Here is a 12,758-nt window from a genome sequence, read left to right on the forward strand (position 1 = left end):
GGCGAACAAGAACAGAACCGAAAATAACGGACAGGCACAATGGCTACCGAAATCCGCGTTCCCACTCTCGGCGAATCCGTCACCGAGGCGACTATCGGCAAATGGTTCAAGAAGGTCGGCGATGCCATTGCCGCCGACGAGCCGCTGGTCGAACTCGAAACCGACAAGGTGACGATCGAGGTGCCCGCCGCCGCTGCCGGCACGCTCGGCGAAATCGTCGCTAAGGAAGGCGAGACGGTTGGTGTCGGCGCGCTGCTGGGCTCGATCTCGGCCGGTGGCGCTGCCCCGGTGACCAAGCCGCAAGCGGTGGCGCAGGCCTCCAGCCCCGACGCGGCGCAGACCACCAGGCAGGCCGCGGCCGAGACCGCCAAGATCGCCGGCGACGGCGCGGTCGAGTCGCGCACCATGCCGCCGGCGCCGGCCGCCGCGAAACTGATCGCCGAGAACAATCTGTCGGTCGACCAGCTTTCCGGCTCGGGCAAGCGCGGCCAGGTGCTGAAGGGCGACGTGCTCGACGCCATTTCCAAGGGCGCGCCGTCGCAGCCGGCAGAAACGCCGAAGGCGGCACCGGCACCGATTGCGGTGCGTGCGCCATCCCAAGGCGACGATGCCTCGCGCGAAGAGCGCGTGCGCATGACCAAGCTGCGCCAGACCATTGCGCGGCGGCTCAAGGAAGCGCAGTCGACCGCAGCCATGCTGACCACCTTCAACGAGGTCGACATGTCGGCGGTGATGGCGCTGCGGAGCAAGTACAAGGATGTGTTCGAGAAGAAGCATGGCGTGAAGCTCGGCTTCATGGGCTTCTTCACCAAGGCTGTCACCCATGCCTTGAAGGAGATTCCCTCGGTAAACGCCGAGATCGACGGCACTGACATCATCTTCAAGAACTACGCCCATATCGGCGTCGCCGTCGGCACGGAGAAGGGCCTCGTCGTGCCGGTCGTGCGTGACGCCGACCAGATGTCCATCGCCGAGATCGAGAAGGACATCGGCCGGCTGGGCATCGCCGCGCGCGACGGCAAGCTGTCGGTCGCCGACATGCAGGGCGGCACGTTCACCATTTCCAACGGCGGCGTCTATGGCTCGCTGATGTCGACGCCGATCCTCAATGCGCCGCAGTCGGGCATTCTGGGCATGCACAAGATCCAGGACCGTCCTGTCGTGGTCGGTGGGCAGATCGTGATCCGGCCGATGATGTACCTGGCGCTGAGCTACGATCACCGCATCGTCGACGGCAAGGAAGCGGTCACCTTCCTGGTGCGCGTCAAGGAAAGCCTGGAGGATCCGGAGCGGCTGGTGCTCGATCTGTGAGCGGGGCTGATCCGCAATGAGCGGCTGGCTGGAACGGTTCGGGTTTGCGCTGGGTCGCGCTCTTCGGACTTTTCGGCCAACGGCCTCGGCCGTTGCGGCTTCGCCGGCGAAATCGCTTGAATCGAGCCCAGCGCTAGGAAGCAGTAATCTCGGTGTCTTCGCTCTCAGCGATGCTGAGATGGCTAAACGGAAGATCAGCGCGATCACGATCGGTGAGCTTGAACTGCCGACCGGCGAAATCGTCGCCTGCGATCCGCTCATTACCGGACTAAGCCGGCCCGCTTTCAGCCGCAAGGTGAAGCCGGGGCGCTACCCGGTCACGCTTCTTCAAGCACAGGGCTGCGTTGCCGCGGCGGTCTTGCGATTCAGCCCTGGCTTGCCGATGCGTTGGGAATTGGCGACCTTCGTTCCCGATCGTGCACCGGTTTATAAGTCGGAATTTCTTGAATTTATTGTCGATGACGCGGTTGCGTCATTCATGGACAAATCGGTCCTGACGCTGATGTCTGACCAGCAGGAACTCGACGACTATCTCGCCGATGTCGCTTGCACTATCGACAGGTTTTGTATCGATAGTCCGATTGAAGGCAACCCCCTCAATGTCGCCATGTTCGACACCGGCTATGGCGACGGCTCATATCGGTCCTTCTGGGGATTGAACGCGGCCGGCGAACCACTTCTCCTGATGACCGACTTCGAAGTGCTCGAAAATGCTGACGGCCGAGAAAGCAACCAGACGAACTGATGACCAATGCCGCCTCGCCTATGATTGGATTTGTGGCCGGGTCGCTGGCTCTCACGGCGGCGAATTCCGCCGCCCATGCCGCCTGTCCGATCGAACTCGCCGTCTATGGCGACGCGCAGAGCGGCAGCGAGATCGATTTTACCCCAACCGGCACCTCGGCCACCGTCACCAACAGCTTCCGGATGATCCTCGACAACAATGTGGTGCTGAACGGCATCGTCATGTGGAGCTCGGGTGAAGCGCGGCCGAACGGCTCCCTGATGTACAAATGCCCGGAAGGCGACACCACGGGCGATGAACTCGCCGCCTGTACCCCCTGGCACGGCGTCATCTATACGTCGGACGACAAGGGCAGCATCGGGCTGTTGCCGGCGGAAGGCGTCGAGGCGCCGAAGACGCTGATCTTGCCGGATCTCGGCCCGATGCTGCATCAGTCCACGGCCTATGGCGGCAGTGGATTTTCGAAAGTGCCGTCGGATGTTTTCACGCTGAAGGGATGCCAGGAATGAGCGATGTGCAAAAGGTGCTGCTGGTCACCGGCGGCAGTCGCGGCATCGGCGCCGCCGTCTGCAGGCTCGGCGCCAAGGCCGGCTATCGCGTCGTCGTCAACTATGCTTCGAACCAGGCGGCCGCCAACGCGCTGGTCGGCGAGATCAAGGCCGGCGGCGGCAACGCTTTTGCGGTCAAGGGCGATGTCGGCAGCGAGGCCGATATCCTGGCCATCTTCGAGGCGGTGGATCGCACCTATGGCCGGCTCGACGCCTTCGTCAACAATGCCGGCATCGTCGACGCCAAGGCGCGCGTCGACGAGATGAGCGCGGCACGGCTGGAACGCATGATGCGCATCAATGTCGTCGGTTCCATTCTCTGCGCCCGCGAGGCGGTCAAGCGCCTGTCGACCCGCCATGGCGGCAAGGGCGGAGCGATCGTCAATATCTCGTCGGCCGCGGCGGTGCTGGGCGCGCCCGACAATTATGTCGACTATGCCGCGTCCAAGGGCGCCATCGACACGTTCACCGTCGGGCTCGCGCGCGAGGTGGCCGCCGAAGGCGTGCGCGTCAATGCCGTGCGGCCGGGCATTATCGACACCGACATCCATGCTTCCGGCGGACAGCCGGACCGGGTGGCGCTGATCCAGGATACCTTGCCGATGAAAAGAGCTGGCACCGCGGATGAAGTCGCCAGCGCTGTTCTCTATCTTCTATCCGATGCCGCGTCCTATACGACGGGCGCGATCCTGAATGTCAGCGGCGGCCGCTGAGCGCCAAATAAGAGGACAACGAACATGGCTTATGACGTCGTTATCATCGGATCGGGACCCGGCGGCTATGTCTGCGCCATCAAGGCGGCACAGCTCGGGCTGAAGGTGGCGGTGGTCGAGAAGAACGCCACCTTCGGCGGCACCTGCCTCAACATCGGCTGCATTCCGTCCAAGGCACTGCTTCATGCCTCCGAAATGTTCGCCGAGGCCGGCCATTCCTTCGACACGCTGGGCGTCGAGATCGCCGCGCCCAAGCTGAACCTGAAGAAGATGATGGCGCACAAGGATGCGACGGTGGCGTCCAACGTCAACGGCGTCGCCTTCCTGTTCAAGAAGAACAAGATCGATAGTTTCCGCGGCACCGGCAAGGTGCTCGCGGCGGGCAAGGTGTCGGTCACCGCCGAGGACGGCAAGGTCGAGCAGATCGAGACGAAGAACATCGTCATCGCCACCGGTTCCGACGTCGCCGGCATTCCCGGCGTCAAGGTCGATTTCGACGAGAAGGTGATTGTGTCGTCGACCGGCGCGTTGGCCTTGGAGAAGGTTCCGGGCCATCTGGTGGTGGTCGGCGGCGGCGTCATCGGGCTCGAGCTCGGCTCGGTGTGGGCGCGGCTCGGCGCCAAGGTCACCGTGGTCGAATTCCTCGATACGATCCTCGGCGGCATGGATGGCGAGGTCTCCAAGCAGTTCCAGCGGCTGCTCGCCAAGCAGGGCTTCGAGTTCAAGCTCGGCGCCAAGGTCACCGGCGTCGCCAAGGCCAAAAAGGGCGCCAGCGTTACTTTCGAGCCGGTGAAGGGCGGTGCGGCCGAGACCATCGACGCCGACGTGGTGCTGATCTCGACCGGGCGCCGCGCCTTTGCGGACAGTCTGGAGCTGAAAGAAGCCGGCGTCGAGGTCGACGAGCGTGGCCGGGTCAAGACCGACGCTCATCTCAAGACCAATGTCCCCGGCATCTATGCCATCGGCGATGTCATCGCCGGGCCGATGCTGGCGCACAAGGCCGAGGACGAGGGCGTGGCGGTGGCCGAAACCATTGCCGGCCAGGCTGGCCATGTGAATTACGAGGTCATCCCGAGCGTCGTCTACACCAGCCCGGAAATTGCGTCGGTCGGCAAGACCGAGGAAGAGTTGAAGAAGGCCGGCATCGACTACAAGGTAGGAAAATTCCCATTCAGCGCCAATGGCCGGGCGCGCGCCATGCTGCACACGGACGGCTTCGTGAAGATCCTCGCCGACAAGGTCAGCGACCGCGTGCTCGGCGTGCACATTGTCGGTTTCGGCGCCGGCGAGATGATCCACGAGGCGGCGGTGCTGATGGAGTTCGGCGGCTCGTCGGAAGACCTCGCCCGCACCTGCCATGCGCATCCGACGATGTCGGAAGCGGTGAAGGAAGCGGCGCTGGCCACCTTCTTCAAGCCGATCCACATTTAAAGGCCTTTCATAAACTCTACTCCGGTGGCCATCTGGCGCGGTTTTCTGCGCTTCCGGTGCTCACGGAACTAGTGTCCGCTGCGCTCCGGTTCTCGAAAACCACACCAGCTGACTCACCGGAGCGAGTTTCTGGAAAGGCCTTTCAGGGCACTGACTTACAAAAAAACGGCCCGCTTTTCAGCGGACCGTTCGTATTCGATATCGAGCCGATCAGTTGGCCGGAGCCGGTGCTGGTGCCGGAGCAGGCGCGGGGGCCGGTGCAGGAGCAGGGGCTGGCGCGGGTGCTGGCGCAGGGGCCGGAGCGGGCGCAGGTGCCGGAGCAGGCGTGGCCGGCTTCATCGGTTCAGCCGGTGCGGGCGCCGGGGCCGGAGTGCTGGCCGCTGGCGGCTCGGCCGGTGCCGGATGCTCGCCCTTTCTTCCGAAAACGTAATACGCGACAATCGCCAGGATAACGACGACCAGCGCAATCAGCCAAGGGCTGCCGCCCCCGCCGCTCGGCCTGGGAGTGTCGTTCGATGGATTCGCCATAAAAGTGTCCTCCGTGGATGAAAATGATCAATCAACAGCCATCAACGCGCAAGCGTCGAATGGGTTTCACGCTAGCGAAGGAAAGCGCCGAAAACGCGGCGTTTGAGCCTCCCGCTGCCATCCGACTCAATTGACGGCGTTGACAGTATAGCCGGCTTTGCGAAAATCCTCGACCAGTCGCCCAAGCCCGGGGAAATGACGCCTCCCGCCAGCTTGATTTCGAGCAACCTGACTGGCGGCGTTTCGCAACGCAGCGAGCCAAGCCAACCGATGCTATCGTTGGTTGCGAGGGAGTTGCCGGCATGACGCCCACTGCACAGATTTTTCCCGATCCCGAAAGCGCTCTTGCCGGGGCTCAGTTCGCCGATCGATATGTGCTGACAACCGATGGTCTTGCCCTCACCGCCATTGGCGCGGCCGAACGCATCCTGGGGCGGTCACCGCGATGGGTCGGCCGGCTTACGCAGCTCCGCAATCTTGCCGTGAGGCCATTTGGGCTGAAAGCGGGGGCGGAGCCCGACGCGCCGCCGGAAACCAGGATCGGCATCTTTCCGCTCATCAGCCAGGCACAAGGCAGGGCCGTCCTTGGTCTGGACGACCGACATCTCGATTTCCGCATCCTGGTGGAGGTGAACGACCTCGGCGCGGGCCGTCAGCAGGTGGCTGTGTCGACGATCGTCAAGACACACAATCTGCTTGGGCGGACATATCTTGCCGTCATCATGCCGTTTCACCGGATCATCGTTCCGGCGATGCTGGCTCAGGTTTTGATCAAATAAGGGCTAAAGCCCCGCCGCCGTGACAGTATAGCCGGCCTTGCGGAAATCCTCGACCAGTCCCTGCGGACCGGGAAGGTGCAGCGCGCCGACCGCCATGAAGGCATTGCCCTTGGCCAGGATCGGCCCGGCATGATCGACCATCACCTTGTTGCGGCTGGTGATCATGGTCTCCTCGAAGGCGGCATAGCCGGCCGCATCATTCTGCTCCTCGGGCATGGCGGCCCGGAACAGCGGCCAGAACATGCCGGTGTCACCACGCTGGTAGAGCACGATCATGGTCTCGTTGATGTCGTTGACCTTGTCGCCGAGCTTCAGCGTGTCGACCAGGCCCTTCATGTGAAAGGCGAGCGGCAGCGAGGCCATGGCGCGCAGCTGGCTCTCGGCCGTTTCCAGTCCTTCCACCGGCTTGCCGGCCGCCTTGGCGCTTTCGGCCAGCTTGACGTCGAGCACCGGCGCACCGCCGGACTGCCGGGCGAGTTCACACGCCGGCAGCGCCATCATCGCCGACAGCATCCACGGCTTCATCTTGGCGACGGTCGCCGGCGGAATGCCGCGCGCGTCGAGTGCCGCATTCATCGCCGCCGCCTCGTCCGGCGTCAGCAATGAGGACAGCGTCGTGGAGTCGGTGAACATCATCAGGTCCGGCTCTTTCAGCATCGCCGTCATCATCTTCTGCTTGTCGAGCACGTCGGTGGTTTCGATGATGAGGGTGCCGGCGGCGTCAAACGCCTTTTGCGCTTCCGGCGGCAGCGTGGTGACGCGCGGGTCGGTCATGTGCATGGTGCCGAACAGGTAGGAAGCCTGTTCGCCCGGCTTTTCCAGCCTCCACAGCAGGCCCTTGCCATTGAGCGTGGCGGCAGCTTCCGCCTCGATCTTGCTGTAGGTGGCCGGATTGCTCTTCTGCAAGGCCGACAGCATGTCGGCGCCGCCGCAGGTCGGGATTTCCGCATGCGCCCTGCCCGCAGCGAACAGCAGCACGGCGAGGAAGGACAGGAAAAACAGCACGTTGAGCGCAACGAGCAGCTTCAGCGACAGGGACGCCGCACGATCGGCGATGGCTATGACGCGTTTCATGACATCATCCGTAGGCGCAAAAAACGGCAAAACGGTTAATTGGCGCCGAGAAATTGTCCTGACCGGCTATGTGCTGACGCTGATGGGCCGGTGATTGGCGTAAACGCCGGTCGTCATCCACTGGCGGAGCAGGGAGCGTAGCGACGCGGCGCAGAAATTCGCTCCGTGGCATTCCTCGACAACTGTCACGGCATGGATACCAGGGTCTCCGCTACGCCGCTGCTCCGCCCTAGTATGACGAAATTGGGAGGCTTCAGCCAATCGCGACTGCGGCAAGCTCACGCCCTCGGATGCGCTGCCTCGTAAATCTCCAGCAGCCTTGCTGTGTCGACGCCGGTGTAGATCTGCGTCGTCGACAGGCTGGCGTGGCCGAGCAGTTCCTGGATGGTGCGCAAATCGCCGCCGCGCCCGAGCAGATGTGTGGCGAAGGAATGGCGCAGCGCGTGCGGCGTCGCGGTGTCGGGCAGGTTGAGCGCCGAGCGCAGCTTGGCCATATCGCGCTGGACGATGGCCGGATTGAGCGGGCCGCCGCGCGCGCCGCGAAACAGCAGTCCCTTCGGATCGAGATGATAGGGGCAGAGCCGGCGGTATTCGGCGATTGCTCTCAGCGCAACCGGCAGTACCGGCACCAGCCGTGTCTTGCCGCCCTTGCCGGTGACGCGCAGCACGGTGTCGGTCTCCGATGCCAGATCGGCGGCGGCAAGACCCAGGGCCTCGGAAATGCGCAGGCCGGAACCGTAAAGCAGCGTCAGCACGGCGGCGTTGCGGGCGGCGATCCAGGGCTCCTCCGCCAGCTGGCCTTCCACCGACACGACCTGTCTGGCGTCGCTCGCGGTAAGAGGTTTTGGCAGCGATTTGGGCTGACGCGGCGCGCGAAGTGCTGCGGCGCCCGCTGCATTGGCGAGGCCGCGCCGTTCGAGGAACCGCAGCAGCGAGCGGATGCCGGCCAGACCTCGACCAAGCGTGCGAACGCCGGCGCCTTCGTTGCGGCGCGCCGCGAGGAAGCCACGCAGGTCCGCCGGGCGCAGATTGGCGATATCGGAAATGCCGGGCGAGCCGCCGCAATGGCCGGTGAGGAAATGCAGGAACTGACGTGAGTCGCGCTCGTAGGCTTCCACTGTCGCGGGCGACAGGCGACGTTCACGCGCCAGCATCTTCAACCAGCTCTCGCGTGCCGCCTGGAGATCGGGCTTTGCCGGGATGAGGAATTCCTGCATGGCGGCATTTTCGGGTATCGGGGTTAGGAAGGCGTGAAGAGCGCGTCATTGAAATGCCAAGGGCGATCATTGAAATGACGCCGGGCTGGGGTTAGAGCAGGCCAAAGGACTTTTTCCGATGGCCAAGCCGCAAAACCCTGTCCAGATGGCCGTGATCGGCGCCGCCCATGGCATCAAGGGCGAACTCAGGGTGAAGACCTTCACCGGCGAGCCGATGGCGCTGGCCGATTATGGGCCGCTCTATGCCAGGGACGGCCGCGCCTTCCAGATCATTGATATAAGGCCCGCCAACACGGTCGTTGTGGTGCGTTTCAAGGGCATCGGCGACCGCAACGCCGCCGAGGCGCTCGCCGGCACCGAGCTGTTCGTCGACCGCTCGATGCTGCCCGACGACGGCGAGGAGGATGAATTCTACCATGCCGACCTCGTTGGACTGGAGGTTCGGGACGACACCGGTACCGCGCTCGGCAAGGTGGTCGCGGTGCATAATTTCGGCGGCGGCGATATTCTCGATGTGACGCTGGGCAGTCGCAAGGGCGTGCTGATCCCGTTCACGCAGGCCGCCGTGCCGCAAGTGGCGATATCGGAGGGCTTTGTCCGCGTCGACCCGGTGGCAGCAGGACTGGTCGAGGACGAGGATGGCGAGGCGCCGCGCGACGAGGATTTTGACCCGAAAGGCAGGCCGCGCGGACCGCGCGACGCCGGGGGCAACCGGTGAGCTTTTCCGCTTCCGTACTGACGCTCTATCCCGAGATGTTTCCGGGCGCGCTCGGCCTGTCGCTGGCCGGGCGGGCGCTGGAGGCCGGCACGTGGTCTCTCGAGGCGATCCAGATCCGCGATTTCGCTCAGGACAAACACCGCACCGTCGACGACACGCCGGCCGGCGGCGGCGCCGGCATGGTGATGCGCGCCGATGTCTTGGCCAGGGCGATCGACCACACCTCGCCGCCTGGTGATCCGCGTCCGCGCCTGCTGATGAGTCCGCGCGGCAAACCGTTGACGCAGGCGCGCGTGCGCGAGCTTGCCGCGGGGCCGGGTGCCGTCATCCTGTGCGGCCGCTTCGAGGGCGTCGACCAGCGGCTGATCGAGGCACGGGGGCTGGAGGAAGTCTCGGTCGGCGATTTCATCCTCTCAGGCGGCGAACCGGCAGCGCTCGTGCTGCTCGACGCCGTGGTGCGGCTGTTGCCCGGCGTGATGGGCAATGCGGTGTCGGGCGAGGAAGAGAGCTTTGAAAACGGCCTGCTCGAACATCCGCACTACACGCGGCCGCAGGAGTTCGAGGGGCGGGAGATTCCCGAGGTGCTGATCTCCGGCAATCACAAGAAGATCGCGGCTTGGCGGCGGGCGGAGTCGGAAGCGCTGACAAGGGAGCGGCGGCCGGATCTGCTCGGCGCTCACCCCTTGCCGAAATAATAGAACGCCAGAAACAGGCCGACGGCGATGACAAAGCCGCGCACGGCGTTCTGTGGCACGCGCTTGGCGATCCAGACGCCGGCATAGCCGCCGAGCGCGCCGCCGGGGATCATGACGATCGCCTGCGGCCAGGCGACGACGCCACCCGAGACGAAGACGATGATGGCGACAGCCGCGATGACCACGGCCAGCATGTTCTTCAGCGCGTTCAGCCGGTGGTAGTCGCCGCTCTGCGTCAGGCCGAGCGTCGCCAGCATCATCACGCCCATGCCGGCGCCGAAGAAGCCGCCATAAATGGCGGTGACGAATTGCGCCAGCGATCCGGCTAGCGATCCGACCGCCGCCTGATGGCCGGGTTTTGGCGCCGGCTTAAGCCACGGCCCGGCGGCAAACAGGGCGGTTGCGGCCAACAGCAGCCACGGCACCATGACGCGGAAGGATGGGTTGGACAGCGCCAACAGGATCAGCGCGCCGGCCAGTGCGCCGATCGCCGATATGACGCAAAGCAGCAGGGCCCCGCGCCAGAAATGCCTGATGTCGGTCCAATAGGCGAGCGTCGAGGTGATATAGCCCGGGAATTGCGTGACCGAGGAGGTGGCGTTGGCGACGATTGGCGGCACCCCGACCAAGGTCATGGCGCCGAATGTGATGAAGGTGCCGCCGCCGGCAACCGCGTTGGCGGCGCCCGACACAAAGCCCGCGAGGAAAAGCAGGATGGCGTCGAAAACAGACATGGAAAGCGGCCACCGAAAACTGTACTTGTTCCGGCTTAGGCAGCACGAAAGCCTGACGCAACCCGGCACGGCGCAATTACCATGATGCCATGCCGGCAAAAAATGCTTGGGCCGGGCGTGACAAAGGGCCGAAATAGCTGTATGTGCCCGCCCGTACCGGCAAGAACAATCTTGCGGACCCGTCAACAATGACGGTGTAGTCGCCCCTGCCGATGTCTTGCGGACGAACGTCTTAGAGGCAAAGGACATAGCCGAGCGGTCAATGGAACTGCAAGGCGAGCGTAGGGCGCTCTGACTGTCGGAAGAACAAGAAGTGGATTACCAGATGGATCTCATCCGTCAGCTCGAGGCCGAACAGGCCGCCAAGATCGAAGCCAAGCGCAAGCTTCCCGAATTCCAGCCCGGCGACACCGTGCGCGTCCAGGTCCGCGTGACCGAAGGCACCCGCACCCGCGTCCAGGCCTATGAAGGCGTTGTCATCGCCCGCGCCGGTTCCGGCTTCCAGGAAAACTTCACCGTCCGCAAGATCTCCTACGGCGAAGGCGTCGAGCGCGTGTTCCCGGTCTACTCGCCGATGGTCGAAGGCGTCGAGATCGTGCGTCGCGGCAAGGTGCGTCGTGCCAAGCTCTATTACCTGCGCGATCGTCGCGGCAAGTCGGCCCGTATTTCGGAAAACACCGGCGTGCGCGCCCGCAAGCTGAACGATGAGGAGCGCGACGCGCTGAACGCCGAGAAGGCGCGCATCGAGGCCGAGAAGGTCGCGGCCGCCCAGGCGCTGGCCGCCGAGACCGCCGCCAAGGAAGCCGCCGAGAAGAAGGCCGCCGCAGAGGCTGAAGCTGCTGCCAAGGCTGCTGAAGCGACCCCGGCCGAATAAGGTTTCGAGAGACGAGTTCTGAAAAGGCGGCTTCGGCCGCCTTTTTTCGTTTTGGCGAACAGGCAGGGCATTCGACCATGGTCTTTCGTGTTTGTGGACACCTTGGCAATCGGCCGAGACATCTGTGCTTCGTCATCCTCGGGCGAAGCAAGGAGCGCAGCGACGCGGCGCAGACCCGGGGATCCATTCCGTGCCGTCTGTGCGATCCTACGGCGCAGAACTGGCTCCGGTGAGCGCGACCTTCATTCTGAGCCGCTGCGCTTGTACCGGCCGTCACGGCATGGATTCTAGGGTTTCCGCGACGTCGCTTCGCGACTGCTTCACCCTAGAATGACGAAGTCGGGGGCCTGCCATCATTCGAGCATCGGTGAATATGCAGCAATTGGTGCCTTGACGACATATTATCTTGTGTACTAAATAATCGTGCACAATGTAATTGGAGATTTGATATGGCACTCTACACCACACAGGCTCACGTCACCGGCGGCCGCGCCGGCCATGGCGAGACCAGCGACGGCCTGCTCAAGGTCGATCTGGCGATGCCCAAGGAGCTTGGTGGGCCGGGCGGCGCCACCAATCCCGAGCAGCTTTTCGCCATCGGCTACGCTGCCTGCTTCGAAAGCGCCATCCGCTTCGTCGCGCGCAAACAGAAGCTGCCGCTGACGGATGCGGGGGTAACCTCGACCGTCAGCCTGCTTCCCCACGGCGAGGGCTTCAGGCTTGGCGTCACGCTGGCGGCGGAGACGAAAGGCCTTGATCAGGCGGCTGCGGAAGCGCTTGTATCGGAGGCACACAAGATATGCCCCTATTCGAACGCCATCAGGGGCAATGTCGAGGTAGCGCTTTCGGTAAAGGCGGCATGACGGGAAGGACCACAGACAGCGCCAGCGACGTCCCGGCGGAGGCCGCCGGGACAGTGCCGCGGCTCGACCAGCAGCTTTGCTTCGCGCTCTACTCGGCGAGCGGGCTGATGACGAAGCTCTATCGGCCGTTGCTCGATCCGCTCGGCCTGACCTACCCGCAATATCTGGCCATGCTGGCCCTATGGGAGCATGCGCCGAGCACGGTGGGCGCGCTTGGCGAGGCGCTCGGCCTGGATTCCGCGACGCTGACGCCGTTGCTCAAGCGGATGGAGGCGGGCGGCCTCGTCACCCGCCGCCGCGATGCCGCCGACGAGCGCCGGGTGCTGGTCGAGCCGACGGCGAAGGGCCAGGCGCTGCGCGGGCGCATAAAGGACGTGTCCCTGGCCCTTGCCTGCAGCGTGCCGCTGCAGCCTGCCGAAGCGAAAGCGCTGCACGCAACGCTCACCCATCTCGTGGCCGGCTTGCGCAATGCCGTCGCGCAAGACGCGTCGGCGGATGCGGAAGCGCCGGTTTCCGGTTCGACGTAAC

General features: G+C 64.3%; 15 protein-coding genes. 12 read left to right on the forward strand and 3 right to left on the reverse strand.

Annotated elements, in window-relative coordinates; genetic code table 11:
• Window positions 1–39 precede the first annotated feature (39 nt).
• The 7 genes from odhB to EB233_RS05095 all read left to right on the forward strand — a co-directional run bounded on the left by odhB (window position 40) and on the right by EB233_RS05095 (window position 6,055).
• Window positions 40–1,311 carry a 2-oxoglutarate dehydrogenase complex dihydrolipoyllysine-residue succinyltransferase gene (gene odhB / locus EB233_RS05065; protein WP_064991021.1) on the forward strand — a complete coding sequence of 424 codons (1,272 nt, stop codon included), beginning with the start codon at window positions 40–42 and terminating at the stop codon, window positions 1,309–1,311.
• Window positions 1,312–1,327: 16 nt separating this feature from the next.
• Window positions 1,328–2,056, forward strand: coding sequence for a DUF4241 domain-containing protein (locus tag EB233_RS05070; RefSeq protein WP_064991022.1), 729 nt, complete (start codon window positions 1,328–1,330; stop codon window positions 2,054–2,056).
• Window positions 2,056–2,565, forward strand: coding sequence for a hypothetical protein (locus tag EB233_RS05075; protein WP_027055135.1), 510 nt, complete (start codon window positions 2,056–2,058; stop codon window positions 2,563–2,565). Before EB233_RS05070 ends, EB233_RS05075 begins: the two co-directional genes overlap by 1 nt.
• Window positions 2,562–3,317 carry an SDR family oxidoreductase gene (locus tag EB233_RS05080; RefSeq protein WP_064991023.1) on the forward strand — a complete coding sequence of 252 codons (756 nt, stop codon included), beginning with the start codon at window positions 2,562–2,564 and terminating at the stop codon, window positions 3,315–3,317. Before EB233_RS05075 ends, EB233_RS05080 begins: the two co-directional genes overlap by 4 nt.
• Before the next feature lie 24 nt (window positions 3,318–3,341).
• On the forward strand, window positions 3,342–4,748 hold the full coding sequence (lpdA, locus tag EB233_RS05085; RefSeq protein ID WP_064991024.1) for a dihydrolipoyl dehydrogenase: 1,407 nt from the start codon (window positions 3,342–3,344) through the stop codon (window positions 4,746–4,748).
• A 71-nt stretch (window positions 4,749–4,819) separates the two neighbouring features.
• On the forward strand, window positions 4,820–5,200 hold the full coding sequence (locus EB233_RS31640) for a hypothetical protein (protein WP_179948857.1): 381 nt from the start codon (window positions 4,820–4,822) through the stop codon (window positions 5,198–5,200).
• A gap of 378 nt (window positions 5,201–5,578) precedes the next feature.
• Window positions 5,579–6,055, forward strand: coding sequence for a DUF2867 domain-containing protein (locus EB233_RS05095; protein WP_064991025.1), 477 nt, complete (start codon window positions 5,579–5,581; stop codon window positions 6,053–6,055).
• Window positions 6,056–6,058: 3 nt separating this feature from the next.
• On the opposite strand, the gene EB233_RS05100 is transcribed toward EB233_RS05095, so the two are convergent.
• Window positions 6,059–7,129: a TraB/GumN family protein gene (locus EB233_RS05100; protein ID WP_064991026.1), complete on the reverse strand. Its 1,071-nt coding sequence runs from the start codon at window positions 7,127–7,129 to the stop codon at window positions 6,059–6,061.
• Between the two features lie 278 nt (window positions 7,130–7,407).
• Window positions 7,408–8,346, reverse strand: a complete 939-nt coding sequence (locus tag EB233_RS05105; RefSeq protein ID WP_064991027.1) for a tyrosine recombinase XerC — start codon at window positions 8,344–8,346, stop codon at window positions 7,408–7,410.
• 118 nt (window positions 8,347–8,464) lie between these two features.
• Between EB233_RS05105 and rimM the strand changes: the two genes are divergently transcribed.
• Entirely contained in the window at window positions 8,465–9,064 is a 600-nt protein-coding gene (gene rimM, locus EB233_RS05110) for a ribosome maturation factor RimM (RefSeq protein ID WP_064991028.1), read from the forward strand.
• Window positions 9,061–9,759 (forward strand): tRNA (guanosine(37)-N1)-methyltransferase TrmD, encoded by a 699-nt coding sequence (gene trmD, locus EB233_RS05115; RefSeq protein ID WP_064991029.1) that lies wholly within the window; start codon window positions 9,061–9,063, stop codon window positions 9,757–9,759. Before rimM ends, trmD begins: the two co-directional genes overlap by 4 nt.
• On the opposite strand, the gene EB233_RS05120 is transcribed toward trmD, so the two are convergent.
• Window positions 9,741–10,493, reverse strand: a complete 753-nt coding sequence (locus EB233_RS05120; protein WP_064991030.1) for a sulfite exporter TauE/SafE family protein — start codon at window positions 10,491–10,493, stop codon at window positions 9,741–9,743. The two genes, trmD and EB233_RS05120, sit on opposite strands and share 19 nt — an antisense overlap.
• A gap of 325 nt (window positions 10,494–10,818) precedes the next feature.
• On the opposite strand from EB233_RS05120, the gene rplS reads away from it, so the two are divergent.
• The 3 genes from rplS (at window position 10,819) to EB233_RS05135 (ending at window position 12,757) form a co-directional block, all read left to right on the forward strand.
• Window positions 10,819–11,367, forward strand: a complete 549-nt coding sequence (gene rplS / locus EB233_RS05125) for a 50S ribosomal protein L19 (RefSeq protein ID WP_064991031.1) — start codon at window positions 10,819–10,821, stop codon at window positions 11,365–11,367.
• 449 nt (window positions 11,368–11,816) lie between these two features.
• Window positions 11,817–12,230: an organic hydroperoxide resistance protein gene (locus tag EB233_RS05130; protein WP_064991032.1), complete on the forward strand. Its 414-nt coding sequence runs from the start codon at window positions 11,817–11,819 to the stop codon at window positions 12,228–12,230.
• Window positions 12,227–12,757: a MarR family winged helix-turn-helix transcriptional regulator gene (locus tag EB233_RS05135; protein WP_064991033.1), complete on the forward strand. Its 531-nt coding sequence runs from the start codon at window positions 12,227–12,229 to the stop codon at window positions 12,755–12,757. Before EB233_RS05130 ends, EB233_RS05135 begins: the two co-directional genes overlap by 4 nt.
• Window position 12,758: the final 1 nt, after the last annotated feature.

Origin of the sequence: Mesorhizobium erdmanii (assembly GCF_013170725.1) — a bacterium.
Taxonomy (GTDB): Bacteria; Pseudomonadota; Alphaproteobacteria; order Rhizobiales; family Rhizobiaceae; genus Mesorhizobium; species Mesorhizobium erdmanii.

Coding starts and splice junctions, on each gene's coding strand:
- odhB (WP_064991021.1), top strand. CDS start 40: ATGGCTACCGAAATCCGCGTTCCCACTCTCGGCGAATCCGTCACCGAG.
- EB233_RS05070 (WP_064991022.1), top strand. CDS start 1,328: ATGAGCGGCTGGCTGGAACGGTTCGGGTTTGCGCTGGGTCGCGCTCTT.
- EB233_RS05075 (WP_027055135.1), top strand. CDS start 2,056: ATGACCAATGCCGCCTCGCCTATGATTGGATTTGTGGCCGGGTCGCTG.
- EB233_RS05080 (WP_064991023.1), top strand. CDS start 2,562: ATGAGCGATGTGCAAAAGGTGCTGCTGGTCACCGGCGGCAGTCGCGGC.
- lpdA (WP_064991024.1), top strand. CDS start 3,342: ATGGCTTATGACGTCGTTATCATCGGATCGGGACCCGGCGGCTATGTC.
- EB233_RS05095 (WP_064991025.1), top strand. CDS start 5,579: ATGACGCCCACTGCACAGATTTTTCCCGATCCCGAAAGCGCTCTTGCC.
- EB233_RS05100 (WP_064991026.1), bottom strand. CDS start 7,129: ATGAAACGCGTCATAGCCATCGCCGATCGTGCGGCGTCCCTGTCGCTG.
- EB233_RS05105 (WP_064991027.1), bottom strand. CDS start 8,346: ATGCAGGAATTCCTCATCCCGGCAAAGCCCGATCTCCAGGCGGCACGC.
- rimM (WP_064991028.1), top strand. CDS start 8,465: ATGGCCAAGCCGCAAAACCCTGTCCAGATGGCCGTGATCGGCGCCGCC.
- EB233_RS05120 (WP_064991030.1), bottom strand. CDS start 10,493: ATGTCTGTTTTCGACGCCATCCTGCTTTTCCTCGCGGGCTTTGTGTCG.
- rplS (WP_064991031.1), top strand. CDS start 10,819: ATGGATCTCATCCGTCAGCTCGAGGCCGAACAGGCCGCCAAGATCGAA.
- EB233_RS05130 (WP_064991032.1), top strand. CDS start 11,817: ATGGCACTCTACACCACACAGGCTCACGTCACCGGCGGCCGCGCCGGC.
- EB233_RS05135 (WP_064991033.1), top strand. CDS start 12,227: ATGACGGGAAGGACCACAGACAGCGCCAGCGACGTCCCGGCGGAGGCC.